Annotated in this window: 19 protein-coding genes; 8 read left to right on the top strand and 11 right to left on the bottom strand. The window is 57.8% G+C overall.

The window, feature by feature from the left end:
- Positions 1–20: 20 nt before the first annotated feature.
- Both lspA and glmM read right to left on the bottom strand, forming a co-directional pair.
- Positions 21–470 carry a signal peptidase II gene (gene lspA / locus WCY31_RS01200; RefSeq protein WP_345972839.1) on the bottom strand — a complete coding sequence of 150 codons (450 nt, stop codon included), beginning with the start codon at positions 468–470 and terminating at the stop codon, positions 21–23.
- Positions 463–1,803, bottom strand: a complete 1,341-nt coding sequence (glmM, locus tag WCY31_RS01195; protein WP_345972838.1) for a phosphoglucosamine mutase — start codon at positions 1,801–1,803, stop codon at positions 463–465. Before glmM ends, lspA begins: the two co-directional genes overlap by 8 nt.
- Before the next feature lie 112 nt (positions 1,804–1,915).
- Here glmM and rpsT point away from each other — a divergent pair, with 112 nt between their 5' ends.
- Both rpsT and prfA read left to right on the top strand, forming a co-directional pair.
- On the top strand, positions 1,916–2,176 hold the full coding sequence (rpsT, locus tag WCY31_RS01190) for a 30S ribosomal protein S20 (protein ID WP_345972837.1): 261 nt from the start codon (positions 1,916–1,918) through the stop codon (positions 2,174–2,176).
- Between the two features lie 180 nt (positions 2,177–2,356).
- Positions 2,357–3,424, top strand: a complete 1,068-nt coding sequence (gene prfA / locus WCY31_RS01185) for a peptide chain release factor 1 (protein ID WP_345970398.1) — start codon at positions 2,357–2,359, stop codon at positions 3,422–3,424.
- Positions 3,425–3,688: 264 nt separating this feature from the next.
- Here prfA and dapF read toward each other — a convergent pair whose 3' ends face one another.
- The 3 genes from dapF to WCY31_RS01170 form a co-directional block, all read right to left on the bottom strand.
- Positions 3,689–4,438 carry a diaminopimelate epimerase gene (gene dapF / locus WCY31_RS01180; protein WP_345973796.1) on the bottom strand — a complete coding sequence of 250 codons (750 nt, stop codon included), beginning with the start codon at positions 4,436–4,438 and terminating at the stop codon, positions 3,689–3,691.
- A 56-nt stretch (positions 4,439–4,494) separates the two neighbouring features.
- Complete coding sequence (gene coaE / locus WCY31_RS01175) at positions 4,495–5,088, bottom strand: dephospho-CoA kinase (RefSeq protein WP_345972836.1); 594 nt, start codon at positions 5,086–5,088, stop codon at positions 4,495–4,497.
- 101 nt (positions 5,089–5,189) lie between these two features.
- Positions 5,190–5,735, bottom strand: coding sequence for a spermidine synthase (locus tag WCY31_RS01170; RefSeq protein WP_345972835.1), 546 nt, complete (start codon positions 5,733–5,735; stop codon positions 5,190–5,192).
- Positions 5,736–5,976: 241 nt separating this feature from the next.
- Between WCY31_RS01170 and purM the strand changes: the two genes are divergently transcribed.
- Positions 5,977–6,972: a phosphoribosylformylglycinamidine cyclo-ligase gene (gene purM / locus WCY31_RS01165; protein WP_345972834.1), complete on the top strand. Its 996-nt coding sequence runs from the start codon at positions 5,977–5,979 to the stop codon at positions 6,970–6,972.
- 316 nt (positions 6,973–7,288) lie between these two features.
- Here purM and ccoG read toward each other — a convergent pair whose 3' ends face one another.
- Together ccoG and WCY31_RS01155 are read right to left on the bottom strand one after the other, a co-directional pair.
- Positions 7,289–8,761 carry a cytochrome c oxidase accessory protein CcoG gene (ccoG, locus tag WCY31_RS01160; protein WP_345970393.1) on the bottom strand — a complete coding sequence of 491 codons (1,473 nt, stop codon included), beginning with the start codon at positions 8,759–8,761 and terminating at the stop codon, positions 7,289–7,291.
- Between the two features lie 3 nt (positions 8,762–8,764).
- Positions 8,765–9,421: a hypothetical protein gene (locus WCY31_RS01155; RefSeq protein WP_345972833.1), complete on the bottom strand. Its 657-nt coding sequence runs from the start codon at positions 9,419–9,421 to the stop codon at positions 8,765–8,767.
- A 179-nt stretch (positions 9,422–9,600) separates the two neighbouring features.
- On the opposite strand from WCY31_RS01155, the gene WCY31_RS01150 reads away from it, so the two are divergent.
- The 5 genes from WCY31_RS01150 to WCY31_RS01130 all read left to right on the top strand — a co-directional run bounded on the left by WCY31_RS01150 (position 9,601) and on the right by WCY31_RS01130 (position 14,412).
- Positions 9,601–10,665, top strand: a complete 1,065-nt coding sequence (locus tag WCY31_RS01150; protein ID WP_231019836.1) for a tetratricopeptide repeat protein — start codon at positions 9,601–9,603, stop codon at positions 10,663–10,665.
- Positions 10,662–11,087, top strand: a complete 426-nt coding sequence (gene rnhA, locus WCY31_RS01145; protein ID WP_231019834.1) for a ribonuclease HI — start codon at positions 10,662–10,664, stop codon at positions 11,085–11,087. Before WCY31_RS01150 ends, rnhA begins: the two co-directional genes overlap by 4 nt.
- A gap of 2 nt (positions 11,088–11,089) precedes the next feature.
- Positions 11,090–11,770, top strand: coding sequence for a ribonuclease III (gene rnc / locus WCY31_RS01140; RefSeq protein WP_345972832.1), 681 nt, complete (start codon positions 11,090–11,092; stop codon positions 11,768–11,770).
- Positions 11,767–12,843 (top strand): chorismate synthase, encoded by a 1,077-nt coding sequence (gene aroC / locus WCY31_RS01135; RefSeq protein WP_345970389.1) that lies wholly within the window; start codon positions 11,767–11,769, stop codon positions 12,841–12,843. The genes rnc and aroC overlap by 4 nt, the downstream gene beginning before the upstream one ends.
- 96 nt (positions 12,844–12,939) lie before the next feature.
- A complete protein-coding gene (locus WCY31_RS01130) occupies positions 12,940–14,412 on the top strand; it encodes a PhoH family protein (protein WP_345972831.1) in 1,473 nt (490 codons plus the stop codon).
- A 30-nt stretch (positions 14,413–14,442) separates the two neighbouring features.
- Here the strand turns inward: WCY31_RS01130 and WCY31_RS01125 are convergent, their stop codons facing one another.
- From WCY31_RS01125 to WCY31_RS01110, 4 genes are all read right to left on the bottom strand, one after another.
- A complete protein-coding gene (locus WCY31_RS01125; RefSeq protein WP_345972830.1) occupies positions 14,443–15,150 on the bottom strand; it encodes a GNAT family N-acetyltransferase in 708 nt (235 codons plus the stop codon).
- A gap of 43 nt (positions 15,151–15,193) precedes the next feature.
- Complete coding sequence (locus WCY31_RS01120; protein ID WP_345972829.1) at positions 15,194–15,640, bottom strand: hypothetical protein; 447 nt, start codon at positions 15,638–15,640, stop codon at positions 15,194–15,196.
- Between the two features lie 69 nt (positions 15,641–15,709).
- Positions 15,710–16,279, bottom strand: coding sequence for a DUF302 domain-containing protein (locus tag WCY31_RS01115; protein WP_231019823.1), 570 nt, complete (start codon positions 16,277–16,279; stop codon positions 15,710–15,712).
- A 136-nt stretch (positions 16,280–16,415) separates the two neighbouring features.
- A complete protein-coding gene (locus tag WCY31_RS01110; protein WP_345970383.1) occupies positions 16,416–17,390 on the bottom strand; it encodes an iron-sulfur cluster assembly scaffold protein in 975 nt (324 codons plus the stop codon).
- Positions 17,391–17,535 lie beyond the last annotated feature (145 nt).

Genomic DNA, 17,535 nt, shown 5'->3' with positions numbered 1-17,535 from the left:
CACGCCCCGGAATGCAACTCTCAGCTTCCGGTTTTGCACCAATGCGCTTTCAGATTGAGCAGCAGCAGCCAGAGCACCGCCACGTCGATCATCACGTCGGCAAAATTGAAGACGGCGAAATCGAAGCCGCAGTGCCAATAGACGTAATCCACTACTCCCGGGTGCACAAAACGGTCGTAGACGTTGGAGAGGCCCGCACCCACCAAGATGCCGACCGGGAACATGTAGCAGGTTTTTTTCAACCGCAGGACGTAAATAACCACCCCGGCGATCAACAGCAGCTGCAGCCACTTGAGCCATGATTCCAGGAAAGCGAACATCGAGAAAGCGACCCCTTTGTTGTAGACGAGGGTCAGATCGATACAGTCGCTGTAAAACCGGTAGCCGCCCAGGAAAAGCGCTTTGATGTTCTGGTCGATGATGAAGATCCCGGCCAGGGCCAGGAAGAGTGCGAGCACGCCCCTAGTCATTGAGGACATGCCTGAAGAAGTCGCTGAGGCGCGCCATCTCCGCGGTCATCGCTTCGCGGTCCCGCCCTTCGAGCAGAAGGCGCAGCTTGTTCTCCGTCCCGCTGTAGCGGATAAGATGGCGCATGCCCACAGCCTCGATCCCCTGCAGCACGTCTGCGAGTCCGTCGATGGCATCCAGCGGCTTTTTCGTTTTGACATTGAGGTTGACGAGCATTTGCGGATAGAGTTCGAACGGGCGCAGCGCCGTGGAGGCCTTCGCATCGGTCATCAGCACCATCGCCAGCACCTGCAGCGCCGTCACGAGGCCGTCGCCGGTCTTGGCGAAGTCGTGCATGATGACGTGCCCGCTCTGTTCGCCGCCGAAGTTGATGCCGTGTTCGCGCATCGCCTCCAGCACGTACTTGTCGCCGACGCCGCAACGGTGAAGCGTGAGCCCCGCGGCGGCCATCGCGTCTTCAAGCGCCTGGTTGCTCATCACCGTCGCCACGATCCCGTCGCCCTTGAGCAGGCCGTACTTGTGCATGAAAAGTCCCAGAGCGCCGAGCAACTGGTCCCCGTCGATCACCTCGCCCTTTTCGTCCACCACGACCAGGCGATCCGCGTCGCCGTCGAGGGCGAAACCGATGTCGGCACGGTACTGCTTGACCGCTTTTTGGACGTCTTTGGGGTGCAGCGCGCCGCACCCCTCGTTGATATTGAAACCGTCAGGGCCGTTGTGCAGGACGATCACTTCCGCCCCCAGCTCCTCAAGAACCGTCGGACCGACCTTGTAGCCCGCGCCGTTGGCGGTATCGAGCACAATGCGCATCCCCTGTAGGCTGAGCACATCGGGAAAGGAGTTCTTGAGCTGGACGATGTAGCGGCCGATGACGTCGTCGATCCGCTTTGCCGAACCGATGGCGCGGCCCGTGACCTGCGCTTTGGCGATCTGCGCGTCGTCCCGGTAGATCGCTTCGATCTGTGCTTCGACCTCTTCGGAGAACTTGTTGCCGTGGGCGTCGAAGAGCTTGATGCCGTTGTCTTCGAAGGAGTTGTGGCTCGCCGAGATCATGATGCCCGCGTCACAGCGCATGTTTTCGGTCAGGAAGGCGATGGCCGGTGTGGGCATCGGCCCGATCTGCACGACGTCGTACCCGACGGCGGTCAGGCCGCTGACAATGGCGTTTTCGATCATATAGCCGCTGCGGCGCGTATCTTTGCCCAGCAGGATCTTCTTCGTCTTAGAGCTCTTTTTGAAGTAGATCCCCGCTGCCATCGCCGTACGCATCGCCAGCTCCGCCGTCAAAAATGTTCCCGCTTCACCACGTACGCCGTCGGTCCCGAATAATTTCATTTCTACCCTTCTCATCGCCCAGAAAGCGGGGAATACACTAAAGTTTAACTTAAATTTAAATATTTTTAAGGTAGTATTCTACCCTAAATTTTTTTCCAGAAGGATAAAGGCTATGGCAAACCATAAGTCATCAATGAAACGTATCCGTCAAACTGAAAAACGTACGGAACGTAACAGATTTTACCGCACGCGCCTGAAAAACATCGTCAAAGCTGTCCGCGCAGCCATCGATGAAGGCAACAAAGAAGCAGCAGCTGCCGCTATGACTGTCGCTAACCAGCAGATCCACAAGTTCGTCACCAAAGGGATCCTGAAAAAAGAGACAGCTTCCCGCAAAGTCAGCCGCCTGCAAAAAGCTGTAAACAGCCTGTAGTACGTCAACGGAGCAAAAGCCCCGTTGTCTACGTTAACACTGGGTTCGCCTAGGCGGCGGGCCCGCACCCCAAGGGTACTTCCTGCGGGGCGCGCGCAGATTAACCGCGCTTAATCTCCCCCTATTTTCATCCTAGACATTACATGAATACTGAATGTTCTTCACATACTGGGAGTATGAATGCTTTCTGACAAACTGACCCCTTTTATCGACCGCTATAACGAACTCAGCGAACTACTCAGCAGTCCCGACATCGCCAACGACATCAAACGGATGACCGCACTCTCCAAAGAGCAATCCTCCCTGCAAGACATCGTCGATACGGCCAAGGCCTACAAACAGCTGCTCGTGGACATCGAAGAGAACAAGTCTCTTGTCTACGACGACGAACTGGGAGAACTGGCCAAAGAGGAGCTCAAAACCCTCGAACCGCAGGTCCCCGTGATGGAGGAGGAGATCAAGGTCCTCCTGCTGCCGACGGACCCCAACGACGAGCGCAACATTATCCTGGAGATGCGCGCGGGCACCGGCGGGGACGAAGCCGCAATCTTTGTCGGCGACCTCTTTACCGCCTATACCCGTTACGCGGAGATCAAAGGGTGGAAGATCGAACTGATCAGCTCCAGCCCCTCCGACATGGGCGGCTACAAGGAGATCACGGCGCTCATCAAGGGTGACAAGGTCTACAGCCGTCTGAAATTTGAAGGGGGGACCCACCGCGTGCAGCGGGTCCCGGCGACGGAGTCCCAGGGACGCGTCCACACCTCCGCCATCACCGTGGCCGTCATGCCCGAAGCGGATGACGTCGACGTTAAGATCGATCCGAACGACCTCAAAATCGACGTCATGCGTTCCTCCGGCTGTGGCGGGCAGTCCGTCAATACGACCGACTCCGCGGTGCGTATCACCCACCTGCCCACCGGCATCGTCGTCACCAACCAGGACCAGAAATCGCAGCATAAGAATAAAGAAAAAGCGATGAAGGTCCTGCAGGCGCGCCTCTTTGAGATCGAGCAGCAGAAAGCCCAGGAGGCCGAGGGCGCCGCGCGCAAGGAACAGGTCGGTACCGGCGACCGCAGCGGCCGCATCCGCACCTACAACTACCCTCAGAACCGCATCTCGGACCACCGCATCAACCTGACGCTCTACCGCCTCAACGAGATCATGACCGGCGGCCTCTTCGACGAGATCATCGACCCTCTCATCGCTGACGCCCAAGCAAAAAGCATGGAGGCTGCAGGCCTCTAAGCGGCATCGCTGCCCAAGCCACTATCCGCTTTTTATATAAGTCCGAAATGATAATTAGCGTGTCAGGAGGATCACCGGGGAGTGGGATGTCCCGAAAGCGGCAGCTTGTTGCCCTTTCTTCTTCCGGGTTCGGCTTCTTCTTTGGGCACACAAAGAAGAAGGGGAACAAAAACATTTTATACGGCACCCGAACAAAATCCGGGTACCTGCGTTAACACTGCGTTCTCTTCAGCAGAGTGCTCACGCGCAGACAACCCGCGCTTATTACTTCACATCCAAAACCGTCTCAAACGTCTTCTTCACCAGCCCTTTGAAGGTAATCGTCCCCTCTTCCAGCCCGAGATAGAGCGTCTCCCCGCTTTTGGGGTAGACCTCCGCTTTGTCACCGACAAGTTCTTCACGATTGGCGCGGTAGAAACAGGCCGCCATCCCCGTCCCGCAGGCCAGCGTCTCATCCTCGACGCCGCGCTCATAAGTCCGTACCCGGATGGAACCGTCGCTGTTGACAGAGGCGATGTTGACGTTGGCATTGTGTTCAAAGCGCAGCGCACGCGCCTCTACGAGGTCGAAATTGTCCATGTCGGCATCGAAGGTGACGAGGTGGGGCACGCCCGTATCGAGCAGCCACCACTTTTTCCCACCCGCGACGATGTCGTCACGGAGGATCTTCGGCGGGGTCAGGTCGCTTTGCACCATATCGCCTTCTACCTCGGCGCCGATAACACCCGCTTCCGTCAGGAAAGTCATGTTCGCCGGTGCCAGGCCGTTGCTGTAGGCGTAGTGCGCGCAGGCACGGCTGCCGTTGCCGCACATCTCCGCCGTCGAGCCGTCGCTGTTGTAGAACTGCCACTCGAAGTCGTGCTCTGCGTGCGGCACGAGGACGATCAGCCCGTCGGCACCGACGCCGCTCTGGCGGTCACAGAGGGTACGGGCCAATTCGGAGCGGTCTCTTGCGATAAAGCTGTGGAAGAGGACAAAGTCGTTACCGCTGGCGCTGTATTTGGCGATCATCATCATATGGGCCTTTTAGAGATATCAGTATGGAAGTGTAGTGGGTCTTGCTTGAAAAGTTATTGATATTTTGCTTTGATCGTATCGACAAAGGCCTCGCACTCAGCCTGAAGGTGTTTGAGGTTGCCGCTGTTGTCGATCACCCAGGTCGCGCGCTTTTTCTTCTCCTCGATGTCCATCTGGGACTCGATGCGGCGCAGCGCCTCGGCCTCGTCGAAGCCGTTGCGTTTCATAAACCGCTGCAGCTGCGTCGCTTTGGGAGTGTAAACGACGACGGAGTCCGCGATGGGATAGGCCTGCGTCTCGAAGTAGAGCGGGATGTCGATCAGGTAGGGGAATTTGAAAGCGTCCTGGCGTTCGCTCTCCTCCTCGATCGCCTGACGGATCTTGGGGTGCAGGTAAGATTCGAGCGTCGCCTTGGCCGTGGGGTCGGAGAAGATCACTTTGCCCAGTTCGCTGCGCAGGACCTTGCCGTTTTCGACATAGCGTGCGCCGAAGGTCTCGGCGACCCATCCGCTGTGCTCGTCCAGCAGCCTGTGCGCGATCGCATCGGCGTCGATGACCCGCAGGCCGTGCAGGGCCAGCAGGGAAGCGACGGTACTCTTGCCCGTCGCGATCCCCCCGGTCAGTGCGATCGCATACTCAAAAGCCATCACAGTCCCCTGTGAAGGCGTGGGCCCGCCGCCGAGGCGGACAAAGCGTCAGCGTAGTCGGAGGGGCTTTGCTCCTTCGGCGTACTCATAATGAATGCCATTTAGTTGCGGATGATTCCGAGGTAGGTTTTGCGGATGTAATTCGGCATCGCGAACGCGGCCGGGTGGATATCCGTGTTGTAGTACTCCAGCCCGTCGAGCATGTCTGCGCGGTGGAGGTTGATGTCCGCCGTCGGATGGTTACCCTTGCTGGCCAGCAGCAGGGTCTCCTCGTTGGCAAGGCGGTAAGGCATGATCACCTTGAAATAGTTGCTCAGCACGCCGAGCAGGACCGTATTGGCCTGGACTTCCTCGAGCGAAGCGTGGCGCATGGAAACGACCCCCTCTTCACTAAGGACGCGGTTGATGTGTCCGGCCACCGCCGCATCGACATCCGCTTCGCAAATGACGACGTCGACACTGCCGTCGGCGACTTCGCGCAGCGCCTCAAGGCTGGCCGGCGCATGGACGACAACGACGCCCTCGTGGCGCGCCACTTCCGTCTGAAGGCGTTTGGGCGCCTCGCTGATCACCAGAACATTCTGGGGCGCCTTGTGGGTACACATCGGGACGTGTACCATCATTTCAGGGTAGACAAACTCTCTCATTTTCTCAATTCCTCGGGGCGTTAAGGGCTTTGTTTAGAACGGCCCTTGTGCCGAAAGTGGCGCGATTTTAGCATCTTACATTTAAACCGGAATGAAGAAAATCCCAACTTCTCACCGGCCAAGCTTTGGACGCGCCGAACATGTAGGCGAAGGATAACGCATCTGCGCTGAAACGCCCTGCCAAACCCTATCCTAACCCCACCTTCGCTATACTTCCATTAATAATCATCTGGAGCGATCTATGAGTCAAATCAGCTACAAAGACGCCGGTGTCGATATCGACGCCGGGAACAGTTTCGTCGAGAACATCAAGCCCCTGGTCAAGTCGACCCGCATCCCCGGTGTTTTGGGCGGGATCGGCTCTTTCGCCGGCGCCTTCGAGATGCCAACTGGATACAAGGAACCCGTCCTCCTCGCCGCGACCGACGGCGTCGGCACCAAGCTGAAACTGGCCATCGACTCCGGCAAACACGACACGGTCGGCATCGACCTCGTCGCCATGTGCGTCAACGACCTCATCTGTAACTTCGGCACCCCGACCTTCTTCCTCGACTACTATGCCACAGGCAAACTCGAGGTCGATGTCGCCACCGCCGTCGTCAGCGGGATCGCCGAAGGGTGCCGCCAGGCCGAATGCGCCCTGATCGGCGGTGAAACGGCGGAGATGCCGGGCATGTACTCCAAAGATGACTACGACCTCGCCGGCTTCGCCGTCGGCGTCGCGGAGAAGAGCGAGCTCGACACCCCCGCCAACGTCCGCGCGGGCGACAAACTGATCGCCCTGCCGAGCTCCGGTCTGCACTCCAACGGCTTCTCCCTGGCGCGCAAGGTCCTGTTTGAGAAGATGGGGATGAAATTCGACGACGACTTTAACGGCGCGCCACTTATCGACGCCCTGCTCGCGCCGACACGCATCTACGTCAAGACCTTCAAGCAGCTCAAACCGAAAATCCAGGCCATGGCGCACATCACCGGCGGCGGTCTTGTCGAGAACCTGCCGCGCGTCCTGCCGGAGGGGCTGCGCGCCGTCATCAAAGGCGACGACGTCCGCGTCCTGCCGCTCTTTGAACTGATGAGCGAACACGTCGCCCGCGACGAGATGTTCCGCGCCTTCAATATGGGTGTCGGAATGGTCCTCGTCGTCCGTCCCGACGACGTCAACGCCGTCCTCGACGCGACCGATGGCTACCTGATTGGCGAGATCGAACCGGGCGACAAAGAGGCCCGGATCGTCTAAACCGTTCCAGACAACCTTCCTCGAAAGACAGGGCATCCCGCCGGGGGCCTTGTCCCCTCTCCCGCCACACCTCTGACAGACCTGCATCGACACATAACAATATTGCCTTTCGGCGAAGCCTATGAAAACCGCCACCATGCCTCGGCATACACCTGTTTTTGGATACGTGAAGTCGATCGGCTGTTTCGAAATAATGGAAGGAAGAACGGAACCCGCCCGGGGTTCAGCAGTTCGGGCGGCCGTTAAAGGGAGGAAACGGAACGGATCCGTTAAAGCGCGCGGCGCCGGGCGCCGCACGGAAAGATTGAGCGGAAGGTTATTCCGCCGCCTCGTATTTGTCGTAGCGCGGGAAGATAAAGGTTGATTCGCGGTCGACGGCGATCTTCTCTTTGTCGTCGATGGCATAGGCGTGGATCTTGATCGGCAGTACCGTATCCTTACGCTCATCCTTAACCAGCTCCTCCGTCGTATAGAGGCGGACGATTTTCTTCTTCTTCACGCCCGGATGGACGGTGAAGGGTTTGGTCGGCTTGAGAATTTTGATCTTGCCTTCCATCCCCTTCGGTGCCTCGATGTCGAAATAGAACTTGTGGTCTTTATCCTGCGTATTCTGCAGCAGGAAGATGTAATCGTTCTCGACCAGCGTTTTGCCTTCCGGCGTTTTCTCGATGGCATAGAGACGGTTCTCTTTGTTGATGTTAAGCAGCATATGCTCCTTCTTGCTTCCCATCATACCGAGAACGACCATGATGATCACCAGGACGACGGCATACCCGATGATCTTCGGACGCAGGTAGTGCGTTTTGCCTTTCTGGAACAGCACCTCTTTTTCGCTCGACCAGCGGACCAGCGACGGACGTCCGAGCGCACCCATAACTTCCGTACAGGCGTCGACACACTCGAGGCAGTTGATACACTCGAGCTGCAACCCCTGGCGGATATCGATATGGGTCGGACAGACGGTCACACAGCTTTCACAGGTCGTACACTCCGCATTTGGCTCGACCGCCTGCAGATCCTTCTGTTTCGTGTACTGCTTGTGCTTCGCTTCGTCGTAGATCTCGCCACCGCGGTGCGGATCGTAGATCGCCATCACCGTATCTTCGTCGTACAGGACCGACTGGATACGGGAGTAGGGACAGACGTAGACACACCAGTTCTCTTTGAACCAGACGACATCCACGACCAGGAAGAGCGTTGTGATCAGCAGGATCCCGACGAGGATCAGGTGGTCACCCGCGTTCAGCAGGTACGGGAAAAAGTCCTCCGGCGGGACGAAGAACCACAGGAAGTTCGCCGTCGCCAGCAGGGAGAGCGCCGTCCAGAGCGCAATGGCGACAACACGCTTGGCCTTGTTCTCCGGCTTGCTCCAGTCGGGCTCTTTCTGCTTGTTCTTGATCCGCTTGCGCAGTTTCAGGATCTTCGTTTCGATCAGGTCACGGTAGATGACGCGGAAGATCGTCTGCGGACAGACCCAGCCGCAGAAAACGCGGCCGCCGAGCACCGTCATCCCGAAGACCCCGATAAAAAGGATCATCAGAATGAACGGCATGAGGTACATTTCCTGCATGTCGAACTGGACAAACGCCAGGTGCAGTTTGAGCTTGTCAAAGCTCAGCAGGAAAATATGGTTGCCGTTGATCGTAATCCACGGCAGTACCAGTGACACGATGGTCATCCCCACGAAAAACCAGTAGCGTTTTACGCGGTAGGATACCCACCCTTTTAAATACTCTTTCTTACTGACCTTGGCCGATCCGGCCTGGCCTGAGACTTCTGCCTGACTCACTGTCTACTCCTTTTCATTGACTTGCGGACATTCGATCGTTTCGATAATGCTGGCTTCGGCATTGTCGACGTTTTCCAAGAAACTGCTTCCCATCGCCACCTCTTTGAGCTCCCGCGACTCGATGTAATCTTTCAGGGAACTCCGGCTCACATCCAATACTCTAGCGATCTCGCTGACACTCTGTCCTTCCCGAAGCGAACCGATGATCACCTCGAGATAAGGGTCGAACTTCGAAGAAGAACGGCTCCCTCTCGGGCGGCCGATCACCTTCTTCTCCACCGACTGTATCGTCTGTCGCAGCTGGTCAACCAACCCCATCGCGACGATGATATCACTTTGCGCATTCAAGACGATTGAAGGTTTGATCAAGTGGGTTTCGATGCCGTTTTTGAGCAGACAGCTCAACATCTGTACGACATCCTCGATATTGCTGCTGAGCACCCACAGGTCGTAGATCAGCAGCGTACCCCCCATGTGTTCGGGCTGGCGCATATAACGCACAGCCTCGTCACGTTCACTGAGGCGGCTGTTCTGCGACAGCTGATCAACCATCTCGTCTTCGATCACCAGATCATGTTTCTTGGCATAGGCACTGATCACTTTCAGCTGTTCGTATACACCGTGAAAGTGGCTATCGGCACGGATATAACTGAATATCATTGACGTATAAACCTTTCGCATTCTCCAGTTTCAACGTCATTCTACCCTTTTTGGCGAAGTAATGTCAATGTTTTATCAGTTTTTTTCGTCACATTTTTATCTCATTTTCTCGGAAAAGTTCAAAAGCGCTATAATGGCTGCAATCCAAGATCCCCCATGGCAGTGCGACAGGAGCCGACGTGAACAGCCTCTTTATCGAATTCCGCGACCCGCTATTCGGCATCATCGTTTTCGTCGCACTGATATTCATCATCGCGTTCGTGAGCTACTGGTGGGGACGGCTGCGCAGCAAGGAGGACCACCGTTACCTCGAACGCTTCCTGCGCTCGTTTACCAAGCCCCCCTCCCAGACCGAACTCCACCGCGAGATCGGCAGCAGCGCCGTCTCGCAGAAGTCATGGCTGCTCGTCGCCCAGACCTATGTGCAAAACGGCGATTTCGAACAGGCCGTCGCAATCTACCGCAGCCTCCTGGAGATGCAGCACGAACCCCACCGCCGCCGCGAACTGCTGCTGCTGCTCGCCCAGACCTATTTCAAAGCCGGCTTCCTGGAGCGGTGCGAGACGATCCTGCTCAAGATCCTCGGCCGTTTTCCCCGCACGCCGCAGGCGCTGAAGCTGCTGCTTTTCACCTACGAACGGCTCCGGAGTTTTGACAAGGCCCTGCAGGTGCTTGAGCCCCTCGACGAACTCGGCAACGACATCGCCGGCGACCGCCGCTACCTGGAGACCGTCAGCCTGCTGCAGGACGCCCGAACCGATACGGCGGCGAAATGCCGGCGGCTCGCCGAGGAGTACCGCGAACACCACACCCTCACCTACCTGACCTTCGAATACCTTTTCCGCCACGACCCGGCAGTGGCCTGGGCGGCCCTGGAGCTCTCCGCCAGCCGCATCATCGCGGACATCCTATGGTATTTACCCGAGGAGCACCTGAATTTGGATATAATTTCAGGTGATGGCTATTTGCGGCAGCTGTATAGCGCCAGAGGAAGCGTGAATCTTGCTCAGAACAGTTCCGAATTCGAACTGGATGTTTTGATCAAACTTCGCCAAAGCGGCCAAAGCGGGGCAACCCTGCAGTTTGAATACCTGTGCGGCCACTGCAAGCAGATCTTCCCTTTCCCGTTTCACCGCTGCCCGAACTGCCATACGATCGATTCCGTCGTCACCGAACCGCTGCTGGGCAAAGCCGTAGCGGATTTCGCCCCGTCGGAACGCTCGGAAAGGGCTTACGAAGTATGAAACATATCACCCTGTTCAGTGACGGTTCCGCCCTGGGCAATCCCGGCCCCGGCGGCTACGGGACGATCCTGCGCTTCGGCGACAAAGAGCGCGAGCTCAGCGGCGGCGAACCCCATACGACCAACAACCGTATGGAGCTGCGCGGCGTCATCGAAGGCCTCAAAGCCCTCAAAGAGCCCTGCGACGTGGAGATCGTCTCGGACTCCTCCTACGTCGTCAAGGGGATCAACGAGTGGCTTCAGAACTGGATCAAACGCGATTTCGCCAAGGTGAAGAACCCCGATCTCTGGCGTGACTACATCGTCGCCAGCGCCCCCCACCGTATCAAAGCGACCTGGGTCCGGGGCCATGACGGCCACCCGGAAAACGAACGCTGCGACACCCTGGCCCGGGGCGTCGCCGAAAAGATGAAAAGAGGATAAGCATGGACCAGATGGCGCGTATTGAGCAGACGCTCGGCTACACCTTCGAAAACAAACAGCTGCTGCGCGAAGCCCTGACGCATAAAAGTTTCAAACAGCCCTACAACAACGAACGCCTCGAATTCCTGGGCGACGCCGTCCTCGACCTCATCGTCGGCGAATACCTCTTTGAGCACTTCCCCAAGCACGACGAGGGCAAACTCTCCAAGATGCGGGCTTCCCTTGTCAACGAAGAGGGATTCGCGCGCCTGGCCGACCATATCAAGCTGGGCCAGGCCATCTTCCTCTCCAACGCCGAGGAGAACAACGGCGGACGCTCCAAACCCTCTCTGCTCTCCAACGCCTTTGAAGCCGTGATCGGCGCCATCTACCTCGAAGCGGGGCTCGCTCCGGTCAAAACGATCGCGACCACCCTGCTGGAGAGCGTTTACAAAGAGATCTCCCTCGACACCCTCTTCAAAGACCACAAGACGGCGCTGCAGGAGCTGACCCAGGCGCACTTCGGCATCACCCCCGAGTACCGCCTCGTGGGCAGCAGCGGTCCTGACCACAAGAAAGAGTTCACCATCGCCATCGTGATCGACGGCAAGGAGTACGCCAAAGCCACCGGCAAGAGCAAAAAAACCGCCCAGCAGGAGGCGGCCCAGCAAACCATCGCCCGACTCAAAGAGGAGCTTTCATGAACCGTTTCGGCATCCGCTTCAGTTTCACCACTTTCGGCGAATCCCACGGCAAGGCGATCGGCTGCGTCGTCGACGGCGTTCCCGCGGGCCTGACGATCGACGAGGCCTACATCCAGCGCGAGCTCGACCGCCGCAAGCCGGGACAGAACGCCTACGCCACGGCCCGCAAAGAGGAGGACACCGTCGAGATCCTCAGCGGCGTCTTCGAAGGCAAAAGCACCGGCACGCCGATTGCCATGGTGATCTATAACACCAACCAGAAATCCAAAGACTACTCCAACATCAAAGACATCTTCCGCCCCGGCCACGCCGACTACACCTACTGGCACAAGTACGGCATCCGCGACTACCGCGGTGGCGGGCGTTCCAGTGCCCGCGAAACGGCAGCCCGCGTCGCGGCGGGGGCCATTGCCAAACTGATGCTGCGCGAGGTCGGCATTACCGTCAAAAGCGGCATCAGCGAGATCGCGGGGATCGCCGCGAGCAGCTTTGACTTCGACCACGTCCTCACCAGCGAGATCTATGCCCTCGATCCCAGCGTGGAACAGGCGCAAAAAGACGCGATCCTGCTTGCCAAAAACGACCATGACTCCGTCGGCGGGGTGGCGCAGGTCCGTATCGAGAACCTTCCGGTGGGCCTCGGCGAACCGCTCTACTACAAGCTGGACGCCGTCCTCGCCGACGCGATGATGGGCATCAACGCCGTCAAGGCCGTCGAGATCGGCGACGGGCTTCTGGGGACGCGCCTGCACGGCTCCGAGAACAACGACCCCATACGCCACAGCGGCTTCGAATCCAACCACAGCGGCGGCATCCTCGGCGGGATCAGCAACGGCGACGCGGTGCGCCTCAGCGTCTACTTCAAGCCGACCCCTTCCATTTTCCGGGAGCAGCATACGACCACCACCGAGGGTGAAGATGTCGATTTCGCGCTCAAAGGGCGCCACGACCCCTGCGTCGCCATCCGCGGTTCCGTCGTCTGCGAAGCGATGGCCGCCCTTGTCGTCGCCGATATGCTTCTGCTCAATATGGGACGCACCATAGAGGGGGTCGCACGCTATTACCACGTGTAACGCGTGCTGCCCAAACTTCATCCACCGCATCCTTTCGCATTAAGCTTTCCGGGGTTATAATCAATGTAACTCATATAACCGAAGGATGCTCTTTCCATGAGTCCCACACAAAAATGCTACCTCCTCGACACCTCAGTCATTCTCGATGATCCGGCCAACATCCTGCGCATTTCCGAGAACAATAAAAATCTTGTCGCCATCACCAACACAGTGCTTGCAGAGCTCAATAACAAAAAAGACGACATGCGCTCGGACGCCGGGTTCCGGGCCCGCGAGTTCTTCCGGCTCGCCGATTACGAGGTGGGACAGACCCTGACCTTCGACGCCCTGCCCGAACCGCTGCGCCGTTCGCGCGAGACGGCGCCCAACAACAGCGACTGCTACTACCGTCTCACCCTCCCCTTCGCCCCGGACCTCAACCCCGAAGCGGAAGGCAATACGAACGTCGAACTGCTGATCATCTACCGCGAGGAGTATCGGATTGCCAAATCCTACTCCGAGCCGAAGGGTTTTAACGACGCCAAGATCGCCGAGATCGCCGCGGATTACCACCTCAAGCTCGTCACCAACGACATCTCGTTCAAGATAGCGGCCGAGGTACAGGGGATCGAGGCGCAGAGCCTTAAAAATGCGAGCGTCGAACGCCCCGATGCCATCGAGTTTGCCCACACCGTCACCTACCATGAGGAACCCGTCCTCGACCCCCAGAACGACTTCCGCAATTTCGAACAGTTCAGCTTTATCCAGGAAGCCACCAGCGAAGGGCACAACGAGATCTATGAAACCGGGTTGCAGCGTTACGCCGTCACCTACAACGGCCACCTGGAGTGGTGCGACTTCGACAAGCGCTTCGGAGAGTATTTCGACGAGACCCTGATCCGCCCCATCAACCTGGAGCAGAAGTTCTACTACACGATCCTCACCCATCCCCAGAACCACCTGACCGTCGTTGCCGGCTCTACCGGTTCGGGCAAAACCCTGATGGCCCTGCAGGCGGGACTGGAGATGGTAAAAGAGGGGATCGTCGAGGGGATCGTCTACGCGCGCAACACCGTCACCGCCTCCGACCCGCAGGCGGAACTGGGCTTCCGCAAAGGGGACGAGCACGAGAAGCTCGGCTACTTCATGTACCCGCTCTACTCCGCCATCAACTACACCATCGAGCACCAGAACAAGCACTCCATCGAATCGCAGGTGGAGTTCACCGGCAATACGAACTCCACCAAGCGCGAAAACGCGACGGAGCTCTTCATGGCCAAGTACAACATCGAGGTGATGGATATCGCCCACATGCGCGGGACGACGATCTCGCGCAAATTCGTCATCATCGACGAGGCGCAGAATATGACGAACGCGACGATGAAGCTCATCGGGACCCGGATGGGCGATGAAACACGGCTTGTCGTCATGGGCGATCCGCACCAGATCGACCACCCCTTCCTCTCCAAGCGCCGCAACGCCCTTGTGACGATGCTCAACAAGGCACAGCACAGCGATTTCCTCGCCGGGATCCAGCTGCGACACACCATCCGCTCCGAAGTCGCCAACTGGTTCGACAAGAACCTGTAACTGCAGGAGCCCGTCGGAAGCACCTCGCCGCTAGTGGGCTAGCGAACCGAACCTGCGCGGATACCAGAGTTTCAAGAAGGTGCGGCGCGGCACGACCACGGCGCCAAGATCGCTCTTGTACTTCATGTAGGGATGCCCCAGATTCCAAAAGCGCAGACCGGACTTTTGCAGGTGCCGGCCCAGCAGGACGAGCTGCAGCGTCCCCCAGCTGCCGTACCGTCGCTCGGGACGATGGAAGCCCGAGAGACTCGTATAGACGTTGTTGGCCGTGATGTAGCCGATCTCGCCGGCAACGAGGGTGCCCGTCTCCTCGTCGAACAGTTCCACGCTAAAGAGCCTGAAAGCCTCGCTGCTATCCGCATTCAGGCGCTGCATCAGCGCCGCATACTCCCCGACCATCCAGCACTCCTCATGCGAGGCCTGAATCCCGCGGACGACGTCATCGAATGCCGTGTTGAACGCGAACCGGAATTTCGCCCTCCGCAGCAGTTTCGCGACCTTCTTGCTGACATGCATCTCGTCAAAACGCAGGATCGCGTAGGAGCGCTGGATCTCTCCCAGCAGGAGCTGTCTGCCGCCATGCTCCAGCGACACGCTGATAAAGCCGGCATTGGCCAGCGCACGGTACATCGCCTCGGAAAAATCGTCGCTCCAATAGTAATAGTGCTCCATGTCCCGATAGATCTTCTCCATCAGACGAAGATCCCCGAGATCTTCGCGATCAATCCGGTAAACCATCACATACCTCTGTCATCCACTGTTCCTAAGCCTTTTCCATCCGCTACAGCATGCTCCTCACGCCGATCGCATACCAAAGGATGATCAGGTTCAGAAAGAAGATCCCCAGCGAACTCCCCCGCGAGAGGAACTGCTGCCATTTCGTCCGGCTGATCATGTGCGTTTTGAAGGCGATCGCCAAATGAACAAACGTTAACATTGTCAAAACGATGACCAGGTAGACCTTGTGATGCATCATCTGCGACAGTTCCGAATCGTAGGCGTACTTGAAGACCTCATGGAAACCGTGGTGCAGGTAGAGCAGCGTCCCCGTCACCCAGAGCGAGACCAGCCAGAAGACCTCGAACCAGCCGTAGATGGGCCCCAGGTGCTCATAGGTCTGCAGCTGGGCTTCTTTGTCGCGCAGCAAGATGCCCAGGGCGAAAAGGAGCAGCGACCCGCCGATCCATGCCGTCGCGGAAAGAATATGGATGTATAAAATAAAATGCATACCGGATTGTAGACTATCCGGGGTAAAAAAGAGGACGTTCAGGCCAAAGAGGGCCCGAACAAGAAGAAGTTAGAAGTCGCCTTTGGCGGCACGCTCCGGGATCTCTTCCATCGCTTTTTTGACAGAGAGGGCCATCGTGAGCATATCGGCCGGGAGCGGGTGGCCGCCGTGGATCGCCAGCGTCATGTCCATTGCCACGAGGAAGCGCTCGCCGCTGCCGTATTCGACCAGCATAATGCGGCACGGCATGAACCCGCCGTACCAGCGGGAGTAGTTCAGGAACACCTTCGCGATCGGAAGGCTGCAGAGCGAGAAGATGCGCGCGTGCTTGATTTCAGTTGCCGCGGCGTCATCTTTTGTATACATTTTGACGTCGCCCGTGATACGCATGTTGTACTCTTCGGCCAGCGCCTTGATCAGTTCCGCCGCATCGTCGTTCGTGACCTCATCGCTGATCTTCCACTCTTTCATCATGGCCCGTGCCGCATCCCCGTTTTCCAGGATATTGCCGAACATCTTCATATACGCCGGAAGGGCACCGCCGTCAAGCTGCTGGACTTTCCCGCCGAACATCGCGTATCCGCCGATCACTGCGACCAGTGTCACCGCACCGATCAGTGCCAGTATGTTTTTGAACATTATTATCTCCTTGTGAACGTTTGAAAGGCGGCATTGTACAGAAAAAGTCGGCATTTAAGCAACAGCCGCTGATAAAAAAAGGGGGGAAATCGTTAATGATAGGAGAGGAAGAGGGGCCGGGCCCCTCGCCATGTCGTCAGATCGGCAGAACGCGGATCTTGTCGGAGAGCTTCTCTTTGAGGGCCGCTTCGATAGCATAGAGCGTGCCCGTGCTGGAGCTCGCACAACCGGAGCAGGCACCGAGATAGCGAATATAGACGTCAATGTACTCTTCGCCGTCCTTGACGTCGATGACTTCCATATTCCCGCCGTCCATGACGAGGAACTGGCGGATGTTGTCGTCAACGACCGCGTCGATTGCCTTGATCTTCTGGACCAGGGTCATCGCTTCGAAGTCGCCGCCGATACCGGCTTCGGCCGCCGCTTTCATCTTTTCTTCGTCCATCTCGCGGCGGACGTCGGCAAGGATGTCCACGAGGTAGTATTCGCGCGCCTCGTGGCCGCCCGGCTTGATACAGCTCTTACAGAAGCCGCCCGCTTTCGTATAGTCGGTGACCTGCTCGACCGTACTCAGGTCGTTGAGCTTGATCACCTCTTTAAGGGTCGAGAGGCTGACGCGGGCACATTCGCAGACGATGATCTCCTCTTCGAAGCTCTCCGCGTCGACACCCTTATAGAGACCTGCCGCTTTCTTGATGACGTCGTAGGCCATGACTGAACAGTGCATCTTTTGCGGCGGAACGGCCGGAACGTCCGGCGTATCGCGCAGCGCCATTTCGACGTCGATGTTCGTGATCTTGACCGCTTCGTCGACCGTTTTGCCCAGACAGAGCTGCGTCATCATGTCGGAACTGGCGATCGCCGTCCCGCAGCCGAAGCTTTTGAACTTGGAGTTCTCGATCACATCGTTCTCCGGGTTCACTTCCCAGTAGAGGCGCACGGCGTCGCCGCAGCTCTCCGCGCCGAAGTCAGCGACGATCAGCTTGTTACCGTTCGCAGCCGCTTCCTCTTCCGTGATTTCCCCCTGGTGCTGGGGGTTGTTCATCAGTGTCGTTACCTTGTTGGAGTACTCATCCCACAGGGATGCGCCAAACAGATCATTCTTTGCCATAATCTCTCTCCTTTGATTTTATGGAATAAACTAAAAGGAATCACATCCCTTTACTATACACCGTCCGAACAAAGTCCGGACGGTTACGTTAACACTGGGTTTTCCTCGGCGGAAAGCCCGCGCGCCGTCGGCGCTTTACGAAGAA

It is taken from the genome of Sulfurimonas sp. HSL3-1, assembly GCF_039645995.1.
In the GTDB taxonomy this organism is placed as follows: Bacteria; Campylobacterota; Campylobacteria; order Campylobacterales; family Sulfurimonadaceae; genus Thiomicrolovo; species Thiomicrolovo diazotrophicus.
This window is presented reverse-complemented; position numbering and strand designations above follow the sequence as displayed.

What these genes read in the sequence shown, in the direction of transcription:
- purM (WP_345972834.1), top strand. Translation starts at nt 5,977, where the DNA reads ATGAGTCAAATCAGCTACAAAGACGCCGGTGTCGATATCGACGCCGGG.
- WCY31_RS01110 (WP_345970383.1), bottom strand. Translation starts at nt 17,390, where the DNA reads ATGGCAAAGAATGATCTGTTTGGCGCATCCCTGTGGGATGAGTACTCC.
- coaE (WP_345972836.1), bottom strand. Translation starts at nt 5,088, where the DNA reads ATGGCTTTTGAGTATGCGATCGCACTGACCGGGGGGATCGCGACGGGC.
- rpsT (WP_345972837.1), top strand. Translation starts at nt 1,916, where the DNA reads ATGGCAAACCATAAGTCATCAATGAAACGTATCCGTCAAACTGAAAAA.
- prfA (WP_345970398.1), top strand. Translation starts at nt 2,357, where the DNA reads ATGCTTTCTGACAAACTGACCCCTTTTATCGACCGCTATAACGAACTC.
- lspA (WP_345972839.1), bottom strand. Translation starts at nt 470, where the DNA reads ATGACTAGGGGCGTGCTCGCACTCTTCCTGGCCCTGGCCGGGATCTTC.
- rnc (WP_345972832.1), top strand. Translation starts at nt 11,090, where the DNA reads ATGGACCAGATGGCGCGTATTGAGCAGACGCTCGGCTACACCTTCGAA.
- WCY31_RS01155 (WP_345972833.1), bottom strand. Translation starts at nt 9,421, where the DNA reads ATGATATTCAGTTATATCCGTGCCGATAGCCACTTTCACGGTGTATAC.
- WCY31_RS01170 (WP_345972835.1), bottom strand. Translation starts at nt 5,735, where the DNA reads ATGAGAGAGTTTGTCTACCCTGAAATGATGGTACACGTCCCGATGTGT.
- rnhA (WP_231019834.1), top strand. Translation starts at nt 10,662, where the DNA reads ATGAAACATATCACCCTGTTCAGTGACGGTTCCGCCCTGGGCAATCCC.
- WCY31_RS01115 (WP_231019823.1), bottom strand. Translation starts at nt 16,279, where the DNA reads ATGTTCAAAAACATACTGGCACTGATCGGTGCGGTGACACTGGTCGCA.
- dapF (WP_345973796.1), bottom strand. Translation starts at nt 4,438, where the DNA reads ATGATGATCGCCAAATACAGCGCCAGCGGTAACGACTTTGTCCTCTTC.
- WCY31_RS01130 (WP_345972831.1), top strand. Translation starts at nt 12,940, where the DNA reads ATGAGTCCCACACAAAAATGCTACCTCCTCGACACCTCAGTCATTCTC.
- WCY31_RS01120 (WP_345972829.1), bottom strand. Translation starts at nt 15,640, where the DNA reads ATGCATTTTATTTTATACATCCATATTCTTTCCGCGACGGCATGGATC.
- WCY31_RS01125 (WP_345972830.1), bottom strand. Translation starts at nt 15,150, where the DNA reads ATGGTTTACCGGATTGATCGCGAAGATCTCGGGGATCTTCGTCTGATG.
- glmM (WP_345972838.1), bottom strand. Translation starts at nt 1,803, where the DNA reads ATGAAATTATTCGGGACCGACGGCGTACGTGGTGAAGCGGGAACATTT.
- aroC (WP_345970389.1), top strand. Translation starts at nt 11,767, where the DNA reads ATGAACCGTTTCGGCATCCGCTTCAGTTTCACCACTTTCGGCGAATCC.